Source organism: Allobosea massiliensis, from assembly GCF_042655245.1.
Classification (GTDB): domain Bacteria; phylum Pseudomonadota; class Alphaproteobacteria; order Rhizobiales; family Beijerinckiaceae; genus Allobosea; species Allobosea massiliensis.
In genome coordinates this window covers 1-24,491 of record NZ_JBHSLU010000164.1, presented here as the reverse complement: position 1 = coordinate 24,491, position 24,491 = coordinate 1, and the positions used below count along the sequence as shown (strand labels likewise).

The 24,491-nt window shown below is 65.0% G+C and carries 23 protein-coding genes and 1 pseudogene; 15 read left to right on the top strand and 9 right to left on the bottom strand.

What is annotated here, in order from left to right:
- Nucleotides 1–28 precede the first annotated feature (28 nt).
- From poxB to cydB, 3 genes are all read left to right on the top strand, one after another.
- Nucleotides 29–1,765, top strand: coding sequence for a ubiquinone-dependent pyruvate dehydrogenase (gene poxB, locus ACFPN9_RS29730; RefSeq protein ID WP_377818123.1), 1,737 nt, complete (start codon nt 29–31; stop codon nt 1,763–1,765).
- A gap of 81 nt (nt 1,766–1,846) precedes the next feature.
- Complete coding sequence (locus ACFPN9_RS29725; protein ID WP_377818122.1) at nt 1,847–3,244, top strand: cytochrome ubiquinol oxidase subunit I; 1,398 nt, start codon at nt 1,847–1,849, stop codon at nt 3,242–3,244.
- Nucleotides 3,245–3,257: 13 nt separating this feature from the next.
- Nucleotides 3,258–4,244, top strand: coding sequence for a cytochrome d ubiquinol oxidase subunit II (cydB, locus tag ACFPN9_RS29720; RefSeq protein ID WP_377818121.1), 987 nt, complete (start codon nt 3,258–3,260; stop codon nt 4,242–4,244).
- Nucleotides 4,245–4,820: 576 nt separating this feature from the next.
- On the opposite strand, the gene ACFPN9_RS29715 is transcribed toward cydB, so the two are convergent.
- The 5 genes from ACFPN9_RS29715 to ACFPN9_RS29695 all read right to left on the bottom strand — a co-directional run bounded on the left by ACFPN9_RS29715 (nt 4,821) and on the right by ACFPN9_RS29695 (nt 9,964).
- Complete coding sequence (locus tag ACFPN9_RS29715) at nt 4,821–5,663, bottom strand: alpha/beta fold hydrolase (RefSeq protein WP_377818120.1); 843 nt, start codon at nt 5,661–5,663, stop codon at nt 4,821–4,823.
- A 247-nt stretch (nt 5,664–5,910) separates the two neighbouring features.
- Entirely contained in the window at nt 5,911–6,288 is a 378-nt protein-coding gene (locus ACFPN9_RS29710) for a response regulator transcription factor (protein WP_377818119.1), read from the bottom strand.
- A 118-nt stretch (nt 6,289–6,406) separates the two neighbouring features.
- Nucleotides 6,407–7,060, bottom strand: coding sequence for a response regulator transcription factor (locus ACFPN9_RS29705; protein ID WP_377818118.1), 654 nt, complete (start codon nt 7,058–7,060; stop codon nt 6,407–6,409).
- Nucleotides 7,057–8,952 carry a PAS domain-containing sensor histidine kinase gene (locus ACFPN9_RS29700; protein WP_377818117.1) on the bottom strand — a complete coding sequence of 632 codons (1,896 nt, stop codon included), beginning with the start codon at nt 8,950–8,952 and terminating at the stop codon, nt 7,057–7,059. The genes ACFPN9_RS29705 and ACFPN9_RS29700 overlap by 4 nt, the downstream gene beginning before the upstream one ends.
- A gap of 238 nt (nt 8,953–9,190) precedes the next feature.
- Nucleotides 9,191–9,964, bottom strand: coding sequence for a sensor histidine kinase (locus ACFPN9_RS29695; RefSeq protein WP_377818116.1), 774 nt, complete (start codon nt 9,962–9,964; stop codon nt 9,191–9,193).
- Between the two features lie 226 nt (nt 9,965–10,190).
- On the opposite strand from ACFPN9_RS29695, the gene ACFPN9_RS29690 reads away from it, so the two are divergent.
- From ACFPN9_RS29690 to ACFPN9_RS29675, 4 genes are all read left to right on the top strand, one after another.
- Nucleotides 10,191–10,709 (top strand): Dps family protein, encoded by a 519-nt coding sequence (locus tag ACFPN9_RS29690; RefSeq protein ID WP_377818115.1) that lies wholly within the window; start codon nt 10,191–10,193, stop codon nt 10,707–10,709.
- A gap of 34 nt (nt 10,710–10,743) precedes the next feature.
- Nucleotides 10,744–11,253, top strand: coding sequence for a redoxin domain-containing protein (locus tag ACFPN9_RS29685; RefSeq protein ID WP_377818114.1), 510 nt, complete (start codon nt 10,744–10,746; stop codon nt 11,251–11,253).
- Nucleotides 11,250–11,804, top strand: a complete 555-nt coding sequence (locus ACFPN9_RS29680; RefSeq protein WP_377818113.1) for a DsbA family protein — start codon at nt 11,250–11,252, stop codon at nt 11,802–11,804. The genes ACFPN9_RS29685 and ACFPN9_RS29680 overlap by 4 nt, the downstream gene beginning before the upstream one ends.
- A 69-nt stretch (nt 11,805–11,873) precedes the next feature.
- Nucleotides 11,874–13,628: an FAD-dependent oxidoreductase gene (locus ACFPN9_RS29675; RefSeq protein ID WP_377818112.1), complete on the top strand. Its 1,755-nt coding sequence runs from the start codon at nt 11,874–11,876 to the stop codon at nt 13,626–13,628.
- Here ACFPN9_RS29675 and ACFPN9_RS29670 read toward each other — a convergent pair.
- Entirely contained in the window at nt 13,618–14,790 is a 1,173-nt protein-coding gene (locus ACFPN9_RS29670; protein WP_377818111.1) for an MFS transporter, read from the bottom strand. The genes ACFPN9_RS29675 and ACFPN9_RS29670 overlap by 11 nt on opposite strands.
- Nucleotides 14,791–14,799: 9 nt before the next feature.
- Complete coding sequence (locus ACFPN9_RS29665; protein ID WP_377818110.1) at nt 14,800–15,834, bottom strand: aldo/keto reductase; 1,035 nt, start codon at nt 15,832–15,834, stop codon at nt 14,800–14,802.
- An 88-nt stretch (nt 15,835–15,922) separates the two neighbouring features.
- Here ACFPN9_RS29665 and ACFPN9_RS29660 point away from each other — a divergent pair, with 88 nt between their 5' ends.
- The 5 genes and pseudogenes from ACFPN9_RS29660 to ACFPN9_RS29645 all read left to right on the top strand — a co-directional run bounded on the left by ACFPN9_RS29660 (nt 15,923) and on the right by ACFPN9_RS29645 (nt 21,482).
- Nucleotides 15,923–16,852, top strand: a complete 930-nt coding sequence (locus ACFPN9_RS29660) for a LysR family transcriptional regulator (RefSeq protein WP_377818109.1) — start codon at nt 15,923–15,925, stop codon at nt 16,850–16,852.
- Nucleotides 16,853–17,403: 551 nt separating this feature from the next.
- Nucleotides 17,404–17,691 (top strand): annotated as a pseudogene (locus ACFPN9_RS30345) (DUF6538 domain-containing protein); the annotation flags it as partial.
- Entirely contained in the window at nt 17,692–19,395 is a 1,704-nt protein-coding gene (locus tag ACFPN9_RS29655) for a site-specific integrase (protein WP_197432834.1), read from the top strand.
- Complete coding sequence (locus ACFPN9_RS29650; RefSeq protein WP_066735479.1) at nt 19,388–20,734, top strand: hypothetical protein; 1,347 nt, start codon at nt 19,388–19,390, stop codon at nt 20,732–20,734. Before ACFPN9_RS29655 ends, ACFPN9_RS29650 begins: the two co-directional genes overlap by 8 nt.
- Before the next feature lie 169 nt (nt 20,735–20,903).
- A complete protein-coding gene (locus tag ACFPN9_RS29645) occupies nt 20,904–21,482 on the top strand; it encodes a recombinase family protein (RefSeq protein ID WP_066735476.1) in 579 nt (192 codons plus the stop codon).
- 157 nt (nt 21,483–21,639) lie between these two features.
- Here the strand turns inward: ACFPN9_RS29645 and ACFPN9_RS29640 are convergent, their stop codons facing one another.
- Nucleotides 21,640–22,242, bottom strand: a complete 603-nt coding sequence (locus tag ACFPN9_RS29640; RefSeq protein ID WP_156449786.1) for a hypothetical protein — start codon at nt 22,240–22,242, stop codon at nt 21,640–21,642.
- 266 nt (nt 22,243–22,508) lie between these two features.
- On the opposite strand from ACFPN9_RS29640, the gene ACFPN9_RS29635 reads away from it, so the two are divergent.
- On the top strand, nt 22,509–22,850 hold the full coding sequence (locus ACFPN9_RS29635; RefSeq protein WP_066735469.1) for a hypothetical protein: 342 nt from the start codon (nt 22,509–22,511) through the stop codon (nt 22,848–22,850).
- Between the two features lie 203 nt (nt 22,851–23,053).
- Here ACFPN9_RS29635 and ACFPN9_RS29630 read toward each other — a convergent pair whose 3' ends face one another.
- Entirely contained in the window at nt 23,054–23,197 is a 144-nt protein-coding gene (locus ACFPN9_RS29630; RefSeq protein ID WP_156449787.1) for a hypothetical protein, read from the bottom strand.
- Between the two features lie 499 nt (nt 23,198–23,696).
- On the opposite strand from ACFPN9_RS29630, the gene ACFPN9_RS29625 reads away from it, so the two are divergent.
- Nucleotides 23,697–23,945, top strand: coding sequence for a hypothetical protein (locus tag ACFPN9_RS29625; RefSeq protein WP_066735468.1), 249 nt, complete (start codon nt 23,697–23,699; stop codon nt 23,943–23,945).
- A 14-nt stretch (nt 23,946–23,959) separates the two neighbouring features.
- The gene (locus ACFPN9_RS29620) at nt 23,960–24,418 is read left to right on the top strand and encodes a hypothetical protein (protein ID WP_377818108.1); all 459 of its coding nucleotides are present in this window, start codon (nt 23,960–23,962) and stop codon (nt 24,416–24,418) included.
- The last annotated feature ends 73 nt before the right edge of the window (nt 24,419–24,491 follow it).

Sequence of the window (24,491 nt, the reverse complement as noted above, 5' to 3'; positions counted from 1 at the left end):
TCCATTCAAACAGCAGGAGGGCAAGCTCATGTCGATACGCAATGTCGCAAATCTGATCGTCGAGACGCTGGACCAAGCGGGTGTTGAGCGCATCTACGGGGTCGTCGGCGACAGCCTGAACGGCCTGACCGAGGCCTTGCGGCAGACCGGCAAGATCAAGTGGGTCCATGTCCGCCATGAGGAGGTCGCGGCATTCGCGGCGGCGGGAGAAGCCCAGATCACCGGCACGCTTGCCGTCTGCGCCGGCTCATGCGGGCCGGGCAATTTGCATCTGATCAACGGCCTCTACGACGCCCAGCGCAGTCGCACCCCGGTGCTCGCCATCGCGGCCCAGATCCCCTCGGCGGAAATCGGCGGCGGCTACTTCCAGGAGACCCATCCGCAGAACCTCTTCCGCGATTGCAGCGTCTATTGCGAGCTGGTCTCGGACCCGAGCCAGATGCCCTATGTGCTGGAAAACGCCATCCGGGCGGCCGTCGGCGAGCGCGGCGTCGCCGTCATCGTCATTCCCGGCGATGTGGCGCTGAAGCCTGCGCCCGAGCGCGCCGCCACACCGGTTGCCGGGCTCCTTCCGCCCGCTCCGGTCGTGATCCCCGCCGATGCGCAGATCGCGGCGCTGGCCGATCTGCTCAATGGCGCCGAGCGCGTCACGCTGTTCTGCGGCCGTGGCTGTGCTGGCGCGCATGCACAACTGATGACGCTCGCCGAGACGCTGAAAAGCCCGATCGTCCATGCGCTCGGCGGCAAGGAGCATGTCGAATACGACAATCCCTACGATGTCGGCATGACCGGCTTCATCGGCTTCGCCTCCGGCTATGAGGCGATGCATGCCTGCGATCTTCTGCTGATGCTGGGCACGGATTTTCCCTACAAGCAGTTCCTGCCCGAAGGCATCAAGATCGCCCAGGTCGATATCCGCGCGTCCCAGCTCGGGCGGCGCTGCAAGCTCGATCTCGGCATCGTCGGCGATGTCGCCGCGACGATCGATGCATTGCTCCCGCATCTCTCAACGAAGCAGGATCGGCTGCATCTCGACACCAGCCTCGTCCGCTATGAAAAATCCCGCGACGGGCTCGATGCGCTCGCCCGCGGCACGCCCGGCCGCAAGCCGATCCACCCGCAATATCTGGCAAAGGTGGTCAGCGACGTCGCGGCCGAGGATGCCGCATTCACCTTCGACGTCGGTACGCCGACGATCTGGGCGGCGCGCTATCTGAAGATGAACGGCAAGCGCCGGCTGGTCGGCTCGCTGGTGCATGGCTCCATGGCCAATGCCATGCCGCAGGCCATCGGCATCCAGGCGGCGCAGCCCGATCGGCAGGTGGTCTCGCTGTCCGGCGATGGCGGCTTCACCATGCTGATGGGGGACCTGATCACGCTCAAGCAAGAGAATCTTCCGGTCAAGATCGTGATCTTCAACAATGGCGTGCTCGGCTTCGTGGCGCTGGAGATGAAGGCGTCCGGCTTCGTCGAGCTTGGGACGGAACTTCAGAACCCCGATTTTGCCGCCATGGCCCGCGCCATGGGCATTCACGCCCTGAGGGTCGAGGATCCCGGCGATCTGCCCGGCGCCGTCGCCGACGTGCTGGCGCATGACGGGCCGGCAGTGCTCGATGTGGTCACGGCGAAGCAGGAACTGTCCATGCCGCCGACCATCGGCGCCGAGCAGGTCAAGGGCTTCAGCCTCTGGCTCCTGCGCGCCGTGATGAGCGGGCGGGGCGACGAGGTGATCGACCTCGTCAAACAGAACCTGCTGCCCCGCTGACCTGAATCACACCGATCGACGACTCGCCCGCCGGGACCTGCAGGGGTCCCGGCACCCGCACCCTCATGCCGGAACCGCGCCATGGACCTGACCCCGCTGCTGCTGTCGCGCATCCAGTTCGCCCTCACGATCTCCTTCCACATCATCTTTCCGGCCTTCACCGTCGGACTGGCGGCCTGGCTGACGTTCCTGGAAGGCTGCAGTCTGGTCACAGGCCAACCCATCTACCGGCGGCTGTCAGATTTCTGGCTGAAGGTCTTCGCCGTCGCCTTCGGGCTCGGCGTGGTCTCGGGCATCGTCATGGCGTTCCAGTTCGGCACCAACTGGAGCGAGCTGTCGCGACGGACCGGGCCGATCCAAGGTCCGCTGCTGGGATATGAGAGCTTCACCGCCTTCGCGCTCGAGGCGTCCTTCTTCGGCGTGCTGATGTTCGGCCGCGATCGCGTGCCGCGCTGGGTCTATTTCATCGCCTGCCTGATGGTCGCGGCCGGCACGACGCTGTCGTCCTTCTGGATCATGGTCAACAACAGCTGGATGCAGTTCCCGACGGGCTTTGCCCTGCGGCCGGACGGCGTCTTCGTGCCGACGGACTGGTCGGCGATCATCTTCAACCGGGCCGTCTGGACGCGCTTCCCGCATATGATGCTGGCGGCCTATGTCACCTCGGCCTTCTGCGTCGCGGCGACCGGCGCCTGGTATGTCCTGCGTGGTCGCTCCATCCAGGAGGGGCGCGCCATGCTGGCAATGGGATTGCGGCTCGCCGCGATCCTGGTGCCGATCCAGATCGGCTTCGGACATCTCGTCGGTGACTTTGTCCATGACGCGCAGCCAGCGAAGTTCGCGGCGATCGAGGGGCGCTGGAACGACCAGCAGCCGGCCTCGGAGATCTTGATCGCCTGGCCGGACGAGATGGCCGAGACCAACCGTTTCGAGATCGCCATCCCCTATCTCGGCAGCCTGATCGGCTCGATGAGCCTGACTTCGAAGGAAATCGGGCTCAAGAGCTTCCCGTCCGACCAGCGTCCACCGGTGGCGATCCCCTTCTTTGCCTTCCGGATCATGGTCGGCTGCGGTGTCGTCATGCTGGCGTTGGCATGGCTCGGCTCGTGGCTGAGCCTGAGCGAACGCATCCTGCGGGCGCGCGTCTTCCTCTGGGCGACGTTCCTGTCCTTTCCGCTCGGCTTCATCGCGACGCTCACCGGCTGGTTCACGGCCGAGGTCGGACGCCAGCCCTGGGTCGTCTACGGCCTCTTGCGAACCACCGATGCGGCGACGCCCCTTCTTACTACGCCACAGGTCGCGACGAGCCTGACCGTCTTCGCTCTGGTCTATTCGCTGATCTTCAGCTTCGGCTCGCTCTACATCTACCGGCTGCTGCGCGACGGGCCGTTCCCGCCCACCGATCTGCCGTCAGCCGGCACCAACCCCAAGCGTCCGCTCTCCATCCCCGGCGACAGCCCGGGCGTGTCCGCCCCGTGAAAGGAGCATGATCATGGTCGAGTTCTGGGCCGCCGCCCTGGCGCTTTCGATTCTTCTCTATGTGCTGCTCGACGGGTTCGACCTCGGCGTCGGCATGCTGTTCCCCTTCGCCCCAGACGAGAGCGGGAGGCGCGCCCTGCTGGCCGCGATCTCTCCGGTCTGGGATGGCAACGAAACCTGGCTCGTCATCTCGGCCGCCACGCTGTTTGGTGCCTTCCCGATGGTGTTTTCGATCCTGCTGCCGGCCTTCTACCTGCCCATGTTCCTGATGCTGGCGGGGCTTGTCCTGCGCGGTGTCGCCTTCGAATTCCGCCACAAGACAGAGCGTCTCCGCTGGCTCTGGGATTGCGGTTTCGTTGCGGGCTCCTATGTCGCCGCCTTCGTCCAGGGAACCGCCGTCGGCGCGATCGTCCTAGGTTTGCCGATCGAAAACGGCCTCTATGTCGGCGGCGTCTTCGGCTGGGCCTCTCCCTTCGCCCTGCTCTGCGGCGTGGGTTTGTGCATCGGCTATGCGATGATCGGCGCCTGCTGGATCGTGGGCAAGGGTGGAGGCCTGCTGCGCGACTTCGGATTCCGTGTCCTTCCGGTATTGATCGCGGCGCTGCTGGTCTTTCTGATCGTGGTCTTCGCGCACGCGCTGGCCATCGAGCTCCCCGTCCTACATCGCTGGATCGAGCGGCCGATCCTGATGATCTTTCCGCTGATCGGGCTTGCGGCCTTTCTGGTTCTGATCCGTGGCGTGCGGCGGCGGGATGAACGCCATCTGTTCCTGGCGGGCGCGACGATCTTCCTGGCGGCGTTCTGCACGCTCGCGGGTTCGTTCCTGCCCTACATCCTGCCGTTCACTCTGACGATCGAGGAGGCGGCGGCGCCGCACGCCTCGCTCGCCTTCCTGTTTTGGGGCGCCGGCCTCTTCGTCCTGCCGCTCACCCTGGCCTATACGGCGGCGGTCTACTTCGTGTTTCGCGGGAGGCTCCGTTCGGACGGCGAATACCACTGACGTCAAGGTCCATTCCGCGACTGCCGGGTCATCTTCGTCGCCGCGATGGACGTTTTGGGGGCTGGGTTGCATGGCGCAACCCAGCCTTTTTCGTGCGCCGGTTCCAGGATCAGGGCTCCCCGAGGTGCCTGGTCTCTCGCGTTCGGGGCAGGGCCCGTCCCTTGGGCGGCGTGATCGGAGACGAGCTCATCGCGCGCGGGTGAGATGCCAGAGAAGCGCGAACGCAGGCACGGCACGCGAGACATTCGGCCGCCATGCTACTGGCCGGGGGGCGATCCGAGGTTCAGCTATCAGGCTTGGCCTCGCGGTTCCGGCGCCCAAGCCTGTCGTCGATGCCGCGGGACCATTGGGATGCGCCGGTGCCGCACCTGCGGCAGGATGGCTCTGTAGAAGGCGACTGCGGCTGCAGGCGCCGATGTACCGGGCGCCAAGGATACAGGCGCCAAGGATCCGGCGCGTGCAAGATGCGTGTCGTGGACCGCTCGCGGCATCACTGGTGAGCCGGCGTCACGCCAAACGAAAGGGAGGGCGGAGATGATCCGCCCTCCCTCAATAATGGCGCTCGTGGGTTGCGCGTCAGCCCTTCACGAAGGCCAGGAGGTCGGGATTGATGACCTCGGCATGGGTGGTGAGCATGCCGTGCGGGAAGCCCTTGTAGATCTTGAGTGTGCCGTTCTTGAGCAGCTTGGCCTGAAGCATCGATGCGTCGGTATAGGGCACGATCTGGTCGTCATCGCCCTGCATCGCCAGCGTCGGGACGGTGATCGCCTTGATATCCTCGGTCTGGTCGGTCTCGGAGAAGGCCTTGATGCCTTCGTAATGGGCCAGCGCCCCGCCAATCATGCCCTGGCGCCACCAGTTCTGGATCACGCCCTGCGAAACCGAGGCGCCCTCGCGGTTGAAACCATAGAACGGGCCCGAGGCGACATCGAGATAGAACTGCGCGCGATTGGCGGCGAGCGCCTTGCGGAAGCCATCGAAGACCGCGATCGGCGTTCCGCCGGGGTTTTTCTCCGTCTTGAGCATCAGCGGGGGCACCGAACTCACCAGCACCGCCTTGGCGACACGGCCATGGGGCTGGCCGAACTTCGCGACATAGCGGGCGACTTCGCCGCCGCCGGTCGAGTGGCCGATATGGACCACGTTCCTGAGGTCAAGATGCTCGACGACGGCAAACGCATCGGCGGCGTAGTGATCCATGTCGTTGCCGGTATCGACCTGGCTCGAGCGGCCATGGCCGCGGCGGTCATGGGCGACGACACGGTAGCCGTTCGCGAGGAAGAACAGCATCTGCGCGTCCCAGTCGTCGGACGACAAAGGCCACCCGTGGTGGAACATGATCGGCTGGGCGCTCTTGGGGCCCCAGTCCTTGAAGAAGATCTCGACGCCGTCCTTGGTCTTGACGTACCCGCTGCTCATTTTCGTGGATCCTTGTGCGTTCTGGGGGGGTCGCGAGGGCTGGGCGAAAGCTGCCGCAGGCATCAGGCTCACTGCCGAGACGGCAGCCATGCTGGCGAGAGCGGCTCGCCGGGTGATGATGGGATGGTCGTTGGACATGGCCTTGTCTCCGCATTGGGTGGCTGACGGGGACAGGCTAGGTGGCGAGAGCGGGGGCCGGAATCCTACGCTCGGATCAGCACCTCATACGAAGGTGTAGGGTCGCCGCTCAGGTGCGGCCATGCGCTAACGCCGCAGCCAGGTGATGCGCGATCGTGTCGGGCTCGGCCGGCTTGTCGAGGAAAGCGCAGGCCCCCGCCGCCATCACGCGCTCGCGCACGGGAGCCGTGGGAAAGGCTGTCATGAAGATCATCGGGAAGCGCCGACCCGCCGCGACCAAGACGGCCTGGAGCTCGTCGCCGCTCATTTCGGGCATCTGGATATCGGCGATCATGCAGTCGGGATCACCCTTCTCGCGATCGGCCAGGAACTGCGGTGCCGAGCCGTAGCTGCGGGCCTCGTAGCCCAGCGAGCGGATCAGGCTGGCAAGGGAGTTGCGAACGCCGTCGTCGTCGTCGACGATCGCGACTGTCGATATGTGCTGCATGTCCACGCGTCTTCGTGCCAATGGTCGCACAAAAGGGAAGCTCCGGTGCGCGGCCTAGCCCCGTTATGACCGATCGTATGTCGTGCGGCCATCATACGCAGGTTTGCACCAGCGAAGCTCACGGCTTGTGAACGCCCAGAGCTTCGGCCGCGCGGACCAGGTCGGCCAGTGTGCGCACGCCCATTTTCTTCATGACGTTGCCACGATGGATCTTCACCGTGATCTCGCTAAGGCCGAGGACGCCGGCGACCTGCTTGTTCATCAGCCCGGCGACGACATGCGTCATCACTTCACGCTCCCTTGGCGTCAGCGTCGCGTGGGCGGAGCGCAGATCGTCCAACACAGCCGTCGCGCTTCGGCGTTGCCGGTCGCGCTCGATCGCCGCCGTCACCGCGTCGAGCATCTCTTGGTCGCGGAACGGCTTCGCCAGGAAATCGACCGCACCCGCCTTCATTGCCCGCACGGTCATGGGTATGTCCCCATGTCCGGTCATGAAGACAATTGGCAGCGCGATCCCCTGCCGGGCGAGCTGGTCCTGGAAGTCGAGGCCGCTGATGCCGGGCAGGCGCACGTCGAGGACGATACAGCCCAGCACGTCGGGCAGGTCTCCCTGTAACAATTCTGCTGGCGCGCCGAAAAGGCGCGTCGCCAGCCCGATCGACCGGATCAGGCTGTCGAGTGATTCACGCACCGCCTGATCGTCGTCCACGATCACGACGAGCGGCAGGCTCGGGGCAGCCGGGGCCGGCTTGACGGAGGTCTGCCTGATCATGCCGGGGCACCGTGATGTGGGACGGGGAAGGTTACGCGAAAGGTCGCCCCGCCGCCGGGCGGGCTCTCGACCGAGAGTTTCCCGCCATGAGCTTCAGCGGTCGTGCGGCAGATCGCAAGACCCATGCCCATCCCGTCCGGCTTGGTCGTGAAGAAGGGATCGAACAGGCGCTCGAGGTTCTGAGGCGAGATGCCCGGACCTGTGTCATGCAGCGCGATCTCCACACAAGCGCCTGATGGTTGGCCCGCCACTTGGCCGGGCGTCTGACCGGCGGTGATCGTCAGCAGGCGCAGGCCATAGTGCTCTGCCATCGCTTGGCCAGCATTGACGATCAGGTTGACGAGCACCTGCTGAAGCTGGATCCGGTCGCCTATGACAGGCGGCAGGTCCGTCTCGACGTCGATACGCAATTCGACCTCGGCGCGCGCGAGTTCGCGTTGCACAAGCTGCGCAGCCTCCTCGATCAGCGTCGCGACGTCGAGCGCGTTCGATCGGGTCGGAGTCTTGGTCAGGAAGGCGCGGATACGTTTGACGATCTCGCTGGCGCGACGGCCTTCCGAGACGACTCGTCCAACGGCGCTGTCGACCTCCTGCAGGTCTGGCTTGTCGCGGCGCAGCCAGCGCAGAGCTGCCTCGCCATTGGTCACGACCGCCATCAGCGGCTGGTTGACCTCATGGGCGATCGAGGCTGTGAGCTCGCCTAGTGTCGCGACACGCGCGGCATGGGCGAGCTCCGCCTGAGCCTGCAGCACCGCATCCTGCGCCTGCCGCCGTTCTGTGATGTCGACGACGAAGACGAGCACATTGCCGTCGCCGTCATCGGCCGTCGGGAAGGTGATCGCGAAGATGACCGGAACGCGGCGGCCATCCGTCCTGACGATCTCCGTCTCGCCCTCGTGGAAGCTGTCGCCCCGTGCGAAAGCGGCCAGGGCCGGACCGAACGTTGGGTCGGTCTCGCTCAGCACATCGTCGACCGTCTCGTGAAAATGCGAGGAGCTTCCGGCGCCGATCATCGCAAGAAAAGCCGGATTGACGTCGACGATCTTCGTCAGCCTGCGTATCCGTGCACTCCACTCGGGATGGCTCGCCATATAGTTCGAGAGCGAGGCTGCGTGAGCGAGCCCGAGAGCTGCGAGTTCAGTCCGCACGGCGCTCCAGTCCTCCTGGACGACACCGATCCGGCTCGCGTCGAACATGCGCCGGTAGCGCCTTTCACTGTGGACCAGCGCCGCATGGGCGGCCTTGCGTTCGGTCACATCCGTATTGGTCTCGAACACGCCGACGACGCGTCCCTGGGCATCGTGTTGCAGGGCCCAGCGGCTTTCCACGGTGATCCAGCCACCGGCCTTGTTGCGATGCTCCAGCGTGCCGTCCCACCGCCCGGTCTCGCGCAGGACGCGGTCCACCTCGTCGCGCGGCAGCGCGTACCGCGGCTCAAGCAGTTCGTCGGCGATGCGGCCGGTCGCCTCAGCAGCCGACCAGCCATAGGTTTCTTCCGCGGCGCGGTTCCAGAAAGTGATGTGCCCGAAAGGGTCTCGCACGAAAATCATGTCATGCGACAGGTTGAGCAGTTGCGCCTGTGCCGCCAGCGTTGCGGTCGCAGCCTGATTCTTCAGGGCCAGCAGCGTCGCGATCGTCGTCGCAGCCAGGCTGACCAGCGCCCGCAGTGTCGGTGCACCGGCTTGCTTCAGACCATGCGTATCGACATAGGCGGCTATCGTCAGGAGCAAGCTCGCCGCCGCCGCGACGAGGATATCGCCACGGCGGTCGGTGCCCGCAGCCAACAGCACCACCAGCACGTAAAGAACCGCGACCGCACCCTCCAAAGGCGAGAGCGTGTCGAATAGGAAGATGCCGAGCGCCAGACAGGCTGCAGCAAGACGAAACGCCATCATCGGGGCTGCTTGAGACCGGGAAGAAGCCGGGGGGATGACGACGCCCTGCGACATGATGCGAGAGAGGTTGGCTCGATCGGTCGAGAATCGGAAAGACATGAACGGCAGCCAACCTCGGTCGCGAGCCCGAATGATGGGGCAAGATAGCGCATCGGTGTGGTCTCCGATTGGATATTGTCGTCATCGGCATGCACTTCCCGGTATGCTTGGGAGTGTCACCTCCGTCGCGACGCCTTCAGCAGCGCATGGCGGTTCCCAGATCGACCATGCGCGGGACGTGCGGGCCCAGCAGTGGCAAGGCGACCGAGAAGACCGAGCCTTCGTGCTCGACCGACCGCACCGAAATCGGATGATCCAGCATCTCCGCCGTCTGCCGAACGATCGTCAGACCGAGTCCGAGGCCGTCATCCGTTTGGGCAGAGCGGCCGCGCTCGAAGGCGTCGAAGATGCGGGCGAGACAGGCAACCGGGATGCCATCGCCGTCATCCTTGACATCGATGAAAAGCGTGTCCGCCTGGCGGCGGCAGGAGACGACGACACGGCCGCGCGGGCCGCTGTGGCGGATGGCGTTGCCGACGAGGTTGCGCAGGATCGTCTTCAGCATCGCCGGGTCGGTGTCGACACGGGCACGCGCGGATGGGATCTCGAGAGCGGTGCCGCAGGCATCGGCATAGGCGCGCCAGTCGCGCTCGACCTCGGACAGCACATCGTCGAGATAGACCGCTCGCCGATTTGGCCGCAGTCCCTCATCGCGCTGGGACAGGCGCGCGATATCGTCCAGCTCCGTCCCCAGCCGCTTCATGGCCTCGATCGCGAGCGTCAACCGCCTGGCGGCTGGCGGGGACACACCTTCGCCGACCGCTCGCGCGATCGACAGCATCGCCACCTGGATCGGCTGCCGGAGATCGTGTCCGGCCACCGCCATCAGCCGCGCCATCGCAGAGCGCGCGGACTCCGCTGCGCGCCGGGCCTCCTCGGCCTGTCCGGATAAAGCGATCTGTACCTTCATGTCAGCCCCCGTGATGGACGCGGATGCGTTGATCCGCACCATCACTTTCGCGAAAGCGGCGGGCATTGAAATCATACAGGAGTTTAGATCGGGTTGGTCTCCGGGAGCCCTCACAAACCTAGGTATGAGGCCGACATGCCTTCGTCCGATTCAGGCGATGGCGGCCGAGACCTAGGGTCGGGATGTCGAGGAGAGAGGCTCCTCGCACTCATCCCGGAGAACTGCCATGAACGACCTGTCCCTCCATGCCAAGCGCGGGGCCGCGCTGCGCACCCCGACCGATCTTGGCGTCAACGCCACCACCGACATCGCCGCCGCGCTGACCGGCGTTCTGGCCGACATGTTCGCGCTCTATCTCAAGACCAAGAATTTCCACTGGCACATGTCGGGGCCGCATTTCCGCGACTACCATCTGATGCTCGACGAGCAGGGCGAGCAGATCTTCGCAAAGACCGATGCGCTGGCCGAGCGGGTCCGCAAGGTCGGCGGCACGACGCTGCGCTCGGTCGGCCATATCGGCCGGATCCAGCGCTTGCTGGACAACGACGCCGAATACGTCACGCCGCAGGACATGCTGGCCGAGCTCGCAGACGACAACCGCAGCCTGACCGGTTTCCTGCGCGCCGCCCACGGCGTCTGCGAAACCCATAACGACGTCGCGTCGACCAGCCTGATCGAGGTCTGGATCGACGAAGCCGAACGCCGGAGCTGGTTTCTCTACGAGACGACGCGGCAAGCGCGCTGAGCGCGCCCCTCCGCCCGATCGCAGGAGAACGATCATGTCCGATATCGTTTCAACGTCGGCCCTGCCTGTTGGCAGGGTCGCCCCGGCCTTCACGCTGCCGGCGACCCCTGACCAGACCGTTTCACTCGACGATCTGCGCGGAAAGCCGGTGATCCTCGCCTTCTATCCCGCGGACTGGAGCCCGGTCTGCGGCGACCAGATGGCGCTCTACAACGAGATTCTGCCCGCGTTCCACCAGGCCGGCGCGCAACTCGTCGGCATCTCGGTGGACGGGGTCTGGTGTCACGCTGCCTTCGCCGCCGACCGCAAGTTGCATTTCCCGTTGCTGGCCGATTTCGAACCGAAAGGCGCGGTCGCGCGCAGCTTCGGCGTCTATCGCGAAAAGGAGGGGACCAGCGAACGCGCCCTCTTCGTCATCGACGGGGCCGGCATCATTTGCTGGAGCTTCGTTTCGCCGGTCGGCATCAACCCGGGCGCGGACGGCATTCTCGACGCGCTCGACACACTCGGCGCCGCGGCGCTCAAGCAAGGAACCCCGTCATGAACCGCCTCGCGATTCCGGTTGGCAGCCAGGACCATGTCCAGGGCCAGGCGCAGGCTGCCGTCACACTCGTCGAGTACGGCGACTATGAATGCCCGTATTGCGGCGAGGCCTATCCTGTCCTCAAGGCGGTACAGCGCGCCATGGGCGACAAGTTGCGCTTCGTCTTTCGCAACTTTCCTCTCGCCGAAATGCATCCCCATGCGGTGCGCGCGGCGGAATTCGCGGAGGCTGCCGCAGGGCTTGGCAAGTTCTGGCAGGCCCATGACCTGCTCTACGAGAACCAGGCCGCACTGCGCGACGCAGATCTCTACGCTTATGGCCTGCGCCTCGGCCTCGATTCCCAGGTCGTTGCGGAAGGCTTCAGTGGCCGCTTCGACCGCAAGATCAAGGAGGATTTCGCGGGCGGCATCCGCAGCGGCGTGAACGGCACGCCGAGCTTGTTCATCAACGGGTTTCGCTATGATGGCGAGCGGGACGTTGACAGCCTTGTCTCCGCCCTGAGGCAGGCCGCTCGCGATGCGATCCGCCCGCGCGCCGGTTCACATCGCTAGGCTCGCGTCGCTAGGCTCGCGTCGACGACGGCCTGGATCGTTTAGGACATTCGCGGCGGGAGACTAAAAATGAGCCCGATCGAGGGACGTGGTCATCAGATGTTCCCGGTGCTTAGTGCCGAGCAGATCGCCACCTTCAGGCGGTTTGCAAGCGGCCCTGCGCGCCAGTTCCGACCGAATGAACCGATGTTCGACGTTGGCGATCACGACGCGCCGGTGTGGATGATACTGGACGGCGCGATCGACGTCGTGCGCCGTGACGGACTCGGGCGCGAGAATCCCATCACGGTTCACGGCAGCGGACAATTCACCGGCGAGATCAGCCAGCTTGCAGGCCGTGGCTCGCTCGCCGCCGGCAAGGCGGGAGCGGAAGGTTGTCTGGCGATTCCCCTGGATGCCGCACATTTGCGGGCGCTGATCATCGGTTCGGCCGATCTTGGCGAAATCGTCATGCGCGCGCTGATCCTGCGCCGAGTGGCGCTTCTCGAGGGGGATTCGGCGGGATCGGTGCTGATTGGGCGGACGGGAGAGAGCGAGCTAGTGCGTCTTCAGGGATTCCTGTCCCGCAACGGCTATCCCCATACGACGATCGATGCGGCAGTATCAGGAGAAGGGCGCGAAATCATTGAGCGGTTGGGGCTGCAACCCGATGATCTGCCCCTGATGATCTGTCCCGTCGGCACCGTTCTGAAGCATCCGAGCAATGCGGAAGCGAGCGTCTGCCTCGGAATGACGCCCCAGCTCGATCCGTCCAAGATCTACGATACCGCCATCGTGGGCGCTGGCCCTGCTGGTTTGGCCGCGGCTGTCTACGCGGCATCGGAGGGGCTGAGCGTGCTCGTCCTCGATCAGCGGGCCTTTGGCGGCCAAGCGGGTGCCTCGGCGCGGATCGAGAACTATCTCGGCTTTCCCACCGGGATATCAGGGCAGGCGCTTGCCGGGCGCGCTTACAATCAAGCTCAGAAATTTGGCGCGGAGATTGCGATCCCCCTGGCGGTGACTGCGCTCGATTGCCGCGATAGCGAGATCAAACGCCTGACGCTCACAAATGGAGCGAGCATTCAGGCCAGGACGGTTGTGATCGCCGCGGGCGCTCGCTATCGCCGCCCGGAGATCGCGGATCTCGAACTGTTCGAAGGCAACGGCGTCTCCTATTGGGCCTCTCCCGTCGAAGCCCGCCTCTGCGAAGGAGAAGAGGTCGCGCTGGTGGGCGGCGGCAATTCCGCCGGGCAGGCCGTCGTGTTCCTCGCCCCAAAGGTGAAGCGACTGCACCTCATCATACGCCGCAGGGATCTTACAGCGACGATGTCGCGATATCTGATCGACCGCATCGCGGCGTTGCCGAATGTCGAGATCCACGCGGAAACGGAGGTCGTCGCGCTTGAGGGGGACAAGTCGAGCGGGCTTACGGGGGCTATGTTCAGCAACCGTACGAACGGGACCAGGCATCACCGCGCGCTGCGGCACCTGTTCCTATTCATCGGAGCCGAACCGAACGCGGACTGGCTGGCCAACTGCGTCGCCGTCGACAAAGCCGGCTTCGTGAAGACGGGACTGTCGTTGACGTCATGCGGGAACAATCCCGGCGAGGTTCTCCGAACACTGGAGACCAATCAGGCGGGCGTCTTTGCAATCGGCGACATCAGAGCAGGGTCTACCAAACGCGTCGCTGCCGCCGTTGGCGATGGCGCTGCCGTCGTTGCGCAGGTTCACAGCTATCTGGCGGATGACGCCCGGTCGAGCAGGAGCGAGTGCCATCGCTTTGCAGACTCCGACAGCCCTGGCGCTCACCAACTCCCGGTGCCCACGACACCTATGGATTGATATCCGGGCACAGCCGGGCGCGATCAGGCCTCGTGCCGAACCAGACCGCCACGAGGCCGATCGCCGAAGTCGCGGCTCCAGCCAGCGCCACCATCGGATAGCCCCAACCGGCGGCGATGACACCGCCGCCGAGCGCGGCACCGAAGGCGTTGCCGAGGTTGAACGCGCCGATATTGACGGCAGAGGCCAGGTTCGGTGCTTCCGACGCCGCCGACATCACCCGCACCTGCAGCGGCGGCACCAGCGCGAAGCTCGCTATGCCCCACAGAAAGATCAGCACGGCGCTCGCGGTTGCGTGGCCCATTAGCATCGCGAAGGCGACAAGGACGGCCGTGAGCGACGCCAGCGTCACGATCAGCGTCCGGTCGACCGAGCGATCGGCGAAGCGGCCACCCAGCCAGTTGCCGATCGTGAGGCCGACTCCATAGGTAAACAGCATCGCCGTGATGAAGGCGGACGAGGCACGCGTCGCCTCCCGCAGGATCGGCGCGATATAAGTGAAAACGGTGAACATCGCGCTGGATCCGATGACCGTGATCGCCAGCGCTCCCAGCACGTCGCCCCGCGTCAGCGCGCGTAATTCCGCCATCACCTTGGCGCCCTTCGGCGCCGGCAGCGGCGGCAGGGTCAGCCGCAGGGCCGCCATGGTCACCAGGCCCAGCGCCGCGATGCCCCAGAAGGCGGCGCGCCAGCCGAGATGCTCGCCCGCCCAGGCCGCCAGCGGCACGCCCACGACATTGGCGATGGTCAGGCCCATGAACATGGCCGCGACCGCGCCCGCCTGCCGCTGGGGCGGGACGAGGCTTGCCGCGACGATGGAGCCAACGCCGAAGAAGGCGCCGTGATTGAGGGAGGTGAGCAGGCGCGCAGCCAACAGCATGCCATAGCTGTCGGACACGGCCGCGAGCAGATTGCCGGCGGTGAAGATGCCGGCGAGCGCGATCAGGAGTGTGCGCCGCGGCACGCGGCCCGTCGTCAGGGTCATCAGCGGGGCGCCGAGCATCACGCCCAGCGCATAGGCGCTGATCAGCAGCCCCGCGCTGGGGATCGAGACGCCGAGATCCGCTGCGATGATGGGCAGCAGGCCCATCGGGGCGAACTCAGTGACGCCGATGCCGAAGGCGCCGATCGAGAGCGCGATCAATCCGGGATTGAGTTTCATGGCGAGACCTCAGATGACGCGCGGAGCCAGGCGGGCGAAGCCCTCCTGCTGCCGATAGGGCGTGTGGGGATAGGGCGGCAGCACCTCGCTCGCAGCATCCAGCGCGGCGATTTGCTCGGCCGTCAGAGACCAGCCGATGGCGCCGAGATTCTGACGCAACTGCTCCTCGTTACGTGCGCCGATGATCACCGAGGAGACCGTCGGGCGCCGAAGCAGCCAGTTGAGCGCGATCTGGGGCACGGTGCGGCCGGTCTCGGCGGCGACGGCTTCGATCGCGTCGATGACGCGGTAGAAATGCTCGCTCTCGACGGGCGGCGCGAACTGTTCGGTCTCGTGCAGGCGGCTGCCATCTGGCACGGGCCTGTCGCGGGCGATCCTGCCGGTCAAGCGCCCCCAGCCGAGCGGGCTCCAAACCAGCGCGCCGATGCCCTGGTCGAGGCCGAGCGGCATCAGTTCCGTTTCATAGGCACGGCCGATCAGCGAGTAGTAGACCTGATGCGCGACAAACCGTGCCCAGCCATGGCGATCGGCCACCGCCTGCGCCTTCATCAGCTGCCAGCCGGGATAGTTAGAGACGCCGGCATAGCGCAGCTTGCCCTGTGCAATCAGCCCGTCGAGCGTCCCCATCAACTCCTCGACCGGGGTCGACGCGTCGTAGGCATGGAGCTGGAGCAGATCGATATGGTCGGCGCCGAGGCGCTTCAGCGCGGCATCGACCGCGCCGATGAGCCGCGAACGCGACACGCCCCAATCCTGCGGACCATCGCCCAAGGGCAGGCCGGTCTTGGTCGAGATCAGGACGTCGCCACGACGACCGCGCAAGGCCTCGCCGAGGATTTCCTCCGAAGCTCCATTCGAATAGACGTCCGCCGTATCAAACAGCGTCACGCCGGCTTCCAAACAGATGTCGATCATGCGCCGCGCCTCGCGCGCATCGCTTTGTCCCCAGGCGCTGAAAAGCGGCCCCTGGCCGCCGAACGTGCCGGTGCCGAAGCTCAGGGCCGGAACGCGCAGGCCCGACGATCCCAGTTGACGATATTCCATTGGCTTGCTCTTCCGTTGATAGGCTGCTGCATAGATAGCGACGGCTTCTCCCGGGGATTATCCGGCCTGTCCGGCGAGGATATTTGCGATGGACGCAAAGATGCTGTTGGGCGCCGACCGGGCCCATTCGCTTTCGATGTTCGCCGCCGTGGTCGAACAGGGCAGCTTTTCGGCGGCCGGGCGCCTGCTGGGCCTGAGCCCGTCCGCGGTGAGCCGCACGATCGATCGTATCGAGGCGAGGCTGGGCGTGCGGCTCCTGCTGCGCTCGACACGGGCGCTCTCGATCACCGCGGAGGGGCAGGCCTATCTGCAGGCGGCGCGCCGCATCCTCGCCGATCTCTACGATGCCGAGCAGCAGATCGCCGATCAGGGCGCGCCGCGCGGGCGCCTTCGGGTCAGCGCCGCGTTGTCGCATGGGCGGCTCTGCATCGTGCCGCTGCTGAGGGACTTTGCGGCGCTCTATCCGCATATTCTCGTCGACATCGCGCTCACCGACACGGTGATCGACGTCGCCGCCGGGCAGGCCGATGTCGCGGTGCGTTTCGGCATCCTCGCCGACAGCACGTTGACCGCCCGCAAGCTCGGCGAGACGCGGCGCCTGATCGTTGCCTCGCCCGATTATCTCGCCCGCTTCGGTGCGCCGCAGACCCCCGAGGACCTGCACCGACACAACTGCCTCAACTTCAACTTCCGCCGTGCCGAGCCGGTCTGGCCGTTCCTGCGCGATGGTCGCGAATTCGCCCTGACCGTGAAGGGGAACATCGAAGCAAACAATGGCGAGACGCTCGGCCAGCTTGCAGCGATCGGCGTCGGCATCGCCCGTGTCGGCGCCTTCAGCGTCGCGCAGGAGATCGCCGAAGGAAGGCTCGTGCCGATCTTGGAAGCGTTCAATCCCGGCGATGTCGAGATCATCCACGCCGTCTTCGTCGGCGGCGCCACGACGCCCGCGCGCATCCGCGTCTTCGTCGATTTCCTTGCGGCCCGATTATCGCGATCCATGCCTGAGCCGGCGACATAGCTGAACGTGCACTTCTACCGCTCCGCCATAGTTTGTCGGCCGCTAAAGGCCAAAGTGCATCGGTAGAAGGGAGTTCTCCGCACCGGATGAATGTCTGTTTCCGGGCCCTGCGCCAAGTTTAGCTCTTGGCGCGTTTCTTCCGGGCCGGGGAGGGCGCTATGGGTGCGTTTGATATCCGCCGCGACGATTGGTACCGCGGCTACCGGAGCAACAAGGGGCCATACTCCCGAGTCCGGATTTACCACCTACCATATCGTTATGAGATGCAGCGATGTCATGGGTCATGCCGCCCGCTCAGCAGCATATGCGGCCTCGACTGCGCGCAGTACCTGCTACAACAGTCCGGACGCCTCTAGTTCCGCCCTGATCAAGTGGAACGGGAATCCGACTCTTCGTCACATGGAAGGGTTTGGATCTGAGGCGCCTTGGGAAGGCGAGCCCCCTTGACGAAGGTCCACCGAACAGGTCCACTCGGGTAGCGCGAAGACAGGAAAAGCGATCAAAATTCGGGCTAAATCGCAAATTTAGACCGGTTTTTCTGATTTTTGAAAATGTCTCAGAGTCCTAGTCCCCCAGCCAAGTTCCTGAAAAGCGGGATTTGGCAACAGTTTAGGCGAGACCCCTCTCCTGGGGCGCGAAATCGGTCCACATTGGTGGACCACATGCGGCACGGACATTACCTCCAACGGCGCGGCGACAGGTATCGGTTTCGAGCCCGTATTCCGAAGGGCATTGTCGAATTCGAACTTCCGGGTGAGCTTATCGTCAACCTCAGGACGAATTCGCGCACGCTCGCCATCTCGCGAGCGCGCGCCGTCCGCGTTGCGATGGAGAGCCTGTTGACCGACCTTGCCACCACCATGAGCCGCAGCGAGGCCGAGCAGCGCGTCCGCATCTGGGTGGACGTCTGCTCGGAGCGCTTCGAGGCCGACCTGTCGGCATCCGGCGGCTACGCCTACTTCAGCAAGGCCGAAGCCGATCAGATGGGATCGGTCCCGACCCGCGAATTGGACGACTTGTTCCGCATCATCGGCGATACCGTGGTGCGCCCCCGGGAAAAGCAGGCGATCTCTGCGGCTTTGTCGGGGCGTGATCCCGAGGCCGCGAGCAGCATGGAGCCGATTATCGGCGGCATGATGAAGGTGATCGCCCCTGCCACTGACCGTGCGTCGCCTGATGGACAGCTTCTGGCCCGCACCATGCTGCGCGGACTGGCCGCCATCGCCGAGGAACGTTCGCGGATCGCGGCAGGCGAGATCGCGCCAATCCCGCCGAAGGCGTCAGGGCCATGGATGCCGAAAAAAGCGAAGCCGATGCCGGCTGCACCGTTCCTTAGCCACTGGAATGACTTCGAGGCATCGAAGCTCTCTAACGGCCTCTGGAAGGCCGATACCGCTTCCAATGGCCGATCCTCCCGGAAGCTGTTTCAGGAACTGGTCGGGAACAAGCCGGCAGCTGATATAGACCGAGCGCAGGTCTCGGAGTTTCGCAGGCTGCTGTTCGCCCTCCCCAAGTTCTACGACAAGGCGAAGTGCTGGCGCGGCATGCCGTTGAGAGAGGTCATTCAGGACGCCAAGGTCATCGACGACACCCGACCGCCCAAGGCGGCCATGATCCCCAGATTGAAGGTCAAGACCGTCGACAAGCACACGGGCAATTTGATCGAGTACTGGAATTGGTGCCAGATCAATGGTCGGCTGCCGAAGGAGGCGGAGAGCCCGTTCACGGGCTTCATCCAGCCGAAACCCAAGGGCAAGCAAGCGCGTCATGAGCGGAAGGCATGGCCGCCCGCGATGGTGGAGACGCTGTTCACCTCGCCGGTCTGGACCGGGAGCAAGAGCTTTCATCGCCGTGCCACCGCCGGCACGATGATCTTCAAGGACGCGCGGTTCTGGGTGCCGCTGCTCGGACGGCATACCGGCGCTCGCGAGGATGAAATCTGCTCACTCAAGGTAGGCGACATCATCATGATCGACGGTATCGCTTGCCTGAGCATCAGGGATAGCAAGACCCCGGAATCGGATCGCGATCTCCCGATCCCGGAGGCGCTTCTGCGTATGGGGTTCCTCGAATACCGGTATTGGGGCCGGGCAGCAGACGAACCGCTGTTCCCCGAGTTGATTCCTCAGGGCGTAGGAAGCCGTAGGTCGGCAGCCTTCAGCGGTTGGTTCACGGAGTATCGTCGGGGTATCGACTGCTACGTTTTGTTGGTCGATTTCCATAGCTTCCGACACAACGTTTCGACCGATCTGCAGAACATGCCAGGGCTCAATCTCGGCTGGGCAGACGAGATCACCGGCCATGACAGTGGCGTCCGTTCGAGCGAGAGGTCGCGCTATTCGAAGGGCGTGTTCATGAAACATCTCAAGACAACCCTCGATGCCATCTCTATCGGCGTAGACCTCGATCATCTCAACTACCACGGAGCGCGCGGTGAGCCCGCTCCCGGTGCTGCTGAGGATCGGGCGATGTTTGTAGCCGTCGCCGAGCGCGACATGAAGGCGAAGGCTGGCCGCCGCCGCGCCGGAGCCCCCCATGCTTGATGCCGGCCTACTCGCGCTTTTCGAAGACGACTTGCCCGACGAGTTGCTGAACGCTCGCCCGGAGAACCGTCAAGATGTGCCCGAGAAGCGTCCTCCGCTGACACCAGACGAACGGCATGCGTTCGACGAGCAGACCGCCCAGCGGCTGCTTCGCCTCGGTCGCGAGCCGTTCCGATCAGATCGCCGGGTCTTTCAGGACGTGGAAGTCGAACCGGGACGCCTGTTCGAGCCGCCGGCCTATCGCGAGCGCTTGGCCTTCGCCCGCATACTCGGGAAGCGCGCTGCGCGTACCAGCGCCGAATTCGACCTCTTCAAGGAGGGCCGCGATCTCTCCAATACCCGCCATTTCCTACTACGGCCCAGACCGGCCAAGGCGGCTCCGGGTAAAGCCCAGGCGGCCAAGGCTGCCATCGGAGAACTCGCGGCTGAGTTGGAGCGCTTCGCCGACAAATACAACACGTTCACGAAGCGGCTGGTGTCCGAAGGTTTGCTGCGCCCGCTACTCACCGTGGTGCATATCCGTTTCGATTTGAAGATGGGTAGGTGGGATGTCCATGCCCATTGCCTTTGGGATGTTGCAATCGGCGACCTCGATACTGTTCGCCAGCGCATCGGAACCAAATTTTCGACGCCATGGAGCGGCGAAAAGCCGCTGATAAACCCTGCCTCCGTGGTCAATTACATGACGCAGTGGGTCGTAGACCATCGTGAAATGCAGCGCTGGCCTGACGATGCCCTTTTAGAGCTGTGGGACCTGGACCGGCCACGGCTGGTCCGTCCCGCCGGCGAGTTCGCCGTCTTCCGTCGCCAGATCGCGGACCACCAACTTGAACGCAGCGGAAGCACTGTGACCGTCCTGCCCAAGAAACCGCGCCAAATGCGCCGGGAGGCACTCTGGAGGGGGGCTGGCAGCGACGGCGTCGTTGGATACGTCCGGCTCCGCTTGGACGGCTGTAGAAGGCTCTGCGCCGTCCTGGCGCCGGACCCTAGGAGCGTCCCCGCGCCTCACACGGGTAGCGGCGAGCCTGCCACGACGCCCGAGGCCACCTCGCGGGGGTATTCTACAACGAATCTCGGGCTAACTCTCCCCTCGACTGGACATCCCGTTCCCAGCGTCACCCCATCGTCCATCGAGGTCGACCGCGATACCCATGCCTTCATGCCCAAGCGCATACCGTATCGAATGCGATGGATGTGGCAAGCATGGCCATACGGCGGCAAGCGTCCGCTCAGCCGTCGAGAAGGCAACGGGAAGCCCGCCAGACCCATTCAACGACGCATTCGGCGCTTCCTTGAGGATCAGGCGCGAAGAGCGTTGGAGAAGCCTCCTGACGGATGATGTGGGCGGTCATCTCAGGCCGATCAGTCAGCATCAGCGCGCCGTCTCAATCGGGTATACCCTAGCGGGTCAATCTCATGAGACAAGAAAGCCGTCTCTTTAGGGTTGTTCAATGCGTTCTGAGACGGCAAGCTGGCTATCTCTAGACCCAAACGAGACAAGGTGTTTCATGTCGCAGCCCGATGCCCGCCTATACGGTTATGCCCGTGTATCGACCACCGACCAGCATCTGACCGTCCAGCGCGAGGCTCTGATCCGCGCCGGCTGCACGACGATCCGCGAGGAGAAGATCACCGGGACAACGACGGAGGGGCGCAAGGAGTTGCGCATCCTCATGGACTTCGTGCGGTCCGGCGACACTCTTGTCGTAACCCGGATCGACCGGCTCGCCCGCTCGGTTGGCGACCTGCAGGACATTGTCCGCGAGTTGAAGGCCAAGGGCGTTGCGCTGAAGGCGACCGAGCAGCCTATCGACACCAGCACCGCCGCCGGCAAGGCCTTCCTCGACATGCTAGCGGTCTTCGCCGAATTCGAGACGAGCCTTCGGCAGGAGCGGCAGTTGGAGGGCATCGCCAAGGCGAAAGCGGCGGGAGTCTACCGGGGGCGAAAGCCGTCCATCGATGCCGGCGAGATCGCTCGGCTTCGCCAGGATGGCCTAGGGCCATCGGAGATTGCCAAGAAACTGGGGATCGCCAGGGCAAGCGTCTATCGGGCATTGGCCGCCGACGATGGGCCAGCTGCCGCTTGATCTCATGTCGCTGGCAGCCCGCACGGTCGTAGGAGCGCGGCACAGCGTCCCAGCAGGCTTTCGACGCAGTGGAAGCCACCCGCCCCACCCCGGCGGCGCAACCCGGCCAGCTCTGCCGGTGCGGGGCTGATCGTCACGGCGATGCAGGCCGTGACGCCTACTGCCGGGAGAAGGTGGGGCGCAGAGCGGGTCCACCGCCACCCTCCGGCTCGTCGGCATCGATCTCGGCTAGGATCGCATCGGCATCGAACTGGGATGCAGGGCGATCCAGGCCATATGCCGGCATGAAGGGCAGATCGGCATCGAGGTCTTCCAGTCGCGGCAGCGGATCGCCGGCTGCTACGGAGACGGCAGCCACGCACCAGGCCAGGACGAGGAAGTCGCGCATCCCGATCTCCATGTGCTCGACGAATGCCGCCACCGCTTGGCTGTCGGAACTGGCTACGAACAGTCTGGACAGCAATTCAACCCGCTGGGACATCGGCGCTGCGGTGGGCGCGGCACCTCGCACTACGAGCAGACTGAAATCCCTCAGGAGGCGGCCTATTGCCCTCTGCTCTTCCCGGCTGGTGCGCAGCGCGAAGAGGCGGCGCAGTGCCGCCCGCCGCTCCGGCGGATCAAGTTCGCTGCGAGCCAAAATCCTGCCACAGGCGGCGATCGTCAGCCTGACGAATGCCTCGGCGTCTCCGTCCCAGACAACGGTTTCCGTCGTTGGAGAGAACACGGAAGGAGCGGGCGTGTATTCTGGATTCCAAGTCATGTGCAGCCCCGTAGGTTGGCGGTCGCACAATTGTCTGGTTAACGCGAATCTAACGCAACGGTATTACCGGCGGGGGCGGTTGCGGGAGGAAACGAATCGGTTACGGACGCGCAAGAAACGCCGCACGGATTCCGAATCGAGTACTACCATTGACCCTTTCGAGAGCGCGCATAATCATCAGGTAGCCTTTGAAAGCCAGCAGTGCGCGGTAGTACGCGCAGACTGGCCAAGGGGGCAAGCCCCCTGTGGAACCCCCGAGGCAAGTCATGGCCGTCGTCCATCGTCCGCTCTCCTACAAGCTGCGCCCCGACGAGCTTGCCGCGCTTCGCGAGGCGGCAACGGCGGCAGGCATCGGGACCTCCACCTATGCCGCCGAGGCTGTGCGCCGCGCCATCGGGACGACCCGCCGCCGCCCGATGCCTCGCCAGCAAACCGAGCTGACCGTCGCACTACGAGAGGCCACGGTCGCGGTCAGCAGGGTCGGTGGGCTCGCAAATCAGCTCTGCCGGCATGCGCATACTGGCGGGCGCGTCGATGCCGACGCGCTTGATCGCCTTCGCGCGCAACTGGCCCTGATCGATGCACGCTTGGAGGCGTCGGCCCGGTGATCATAGCGCATGCCCGACACGGTCGGACACGACGCGATGCCCGAAATCTCGCCAAGCACCTCATGAAGCCGGATGCCGGAATTCCTCCACGGGTGCATTCCATGGTCGGCCTCGCCGCTATGGGTGTCGAAGCGGCGCTTAACGCCATGCGCCGTCTCGCGCCACCAGGCGCAGCGGCCTTCCATCACATCTCACTTTCTCCGTCAGCGGAATGGGCCGCAGGTGATCTCGTAGTGGCCGCAGCGTCCGTCGTTCGGGAACTGGGCGGCGATCCGGCGACCCATCCTCACGTCATCGTCCTGCATCACAAGCCAGGCGCAGCCGGACGCGGGTCGCTGCACGCTCATGTGGTCGTATCGCACTGGCTCGGCCCCAGTCAGCGCCTTGACGATGCCTGGTCACATCTGCGGCTTGAGCGCCTGGCGAGGGAACTGGAATGGTCCCATCGCGAACCCCTGACACGTGGCCGGCATGACAAGGCCGTCGCCAAGGCGCTTCGTGCGCGGGGCCTTCCCGAGATCGCCGATGCGCTGCTGACGACCGAGTGCGTTGAACCGGTCCCGCGATCCGTCGTGACGGCCTCTGCAAGGCAAGCCCTGACCCGTCAAGGCATTGATGATGTCGCGGCGCGCTCAGTCGTGACCGCCGCATGGTCGCAGGGCGACACACCGGCATCCTTCCGCGCCGCCTTGGCCGAGGCTGGCCTGCTCGTCGTGCCGGGTCAGAAGCAGGGTGTCTGGGTCGTGCAATCGTCAGGCGGCGTCGTCATCGGCGCTCTGGACCGGATTGTCAGGCAGAAGCGCGGCGATGTCGTCGCCCGAATGGAGGTAACCGATGAGCACTACAATGCCGCCCCTCGAACAGGAGCTTTTGATCCGCACCCGGAAGGTCGACAGCAAGACCGAGACCTTGCTCCGCCTACTCGATTTGCTGGAGGATCGGGAGGGGCCGACACCGTTGGATCTGATCCGCGAGGCCCTAACGGACATCCTGGTGGAGCAGCGGAGCATCCGCGGCAGCCTGCACCGCATCGAGCAGGTGATCCTGCCTCGGCCCGTCGCCGTGTCCGGGATCGTGCCGCAGCGACAGCGCTAGCTTCCGCGATCTCGATGCCTGAGATCAAGGCCGAGGTCGAGCGCCGCTATCTGCAACGCCGGCTCGATGAACTCCGGGAAGTTCATGACGCTGCTCGCGAAAAGCTCGCCCTTGCGAGAGTCCCCTTGCCGATGCCGGACAGCCTGATCCAGGCACGGCTCCGCGCCGACCGCGCGCGGCAGGCGAGCAGGGCGACGCGGGATGCGATGCACGCGGCCAGTGCGCGCCTCGACGCGATCAACGCCGCCGAACCAAGAGGCTTCGCAGTTCTAGCAGCATGGATCGGCGGGCGGGCACGCAGGCTTCGCCAGGAAGCCGCTGAGGCGGCTGAGGATGATCGCCGCGCCAGAGAGCGCCATGAGGACGCCAACCGCCTCTCAGGCGTCTTCCAGGCGGCTTTAGAGGCAGAGGCCGAGCGCGTTTCAGCCAAGCGGGTTCAGGCGGTTGCGGTCGTGTCCCTGCTGGTGGTGTAGCTTCGCAGAGCCACCGCGTGCCGGCTTTGGTCGGGCTGGTCAGGCGGCCACGGCTGGCAGGCTGACGATGGGA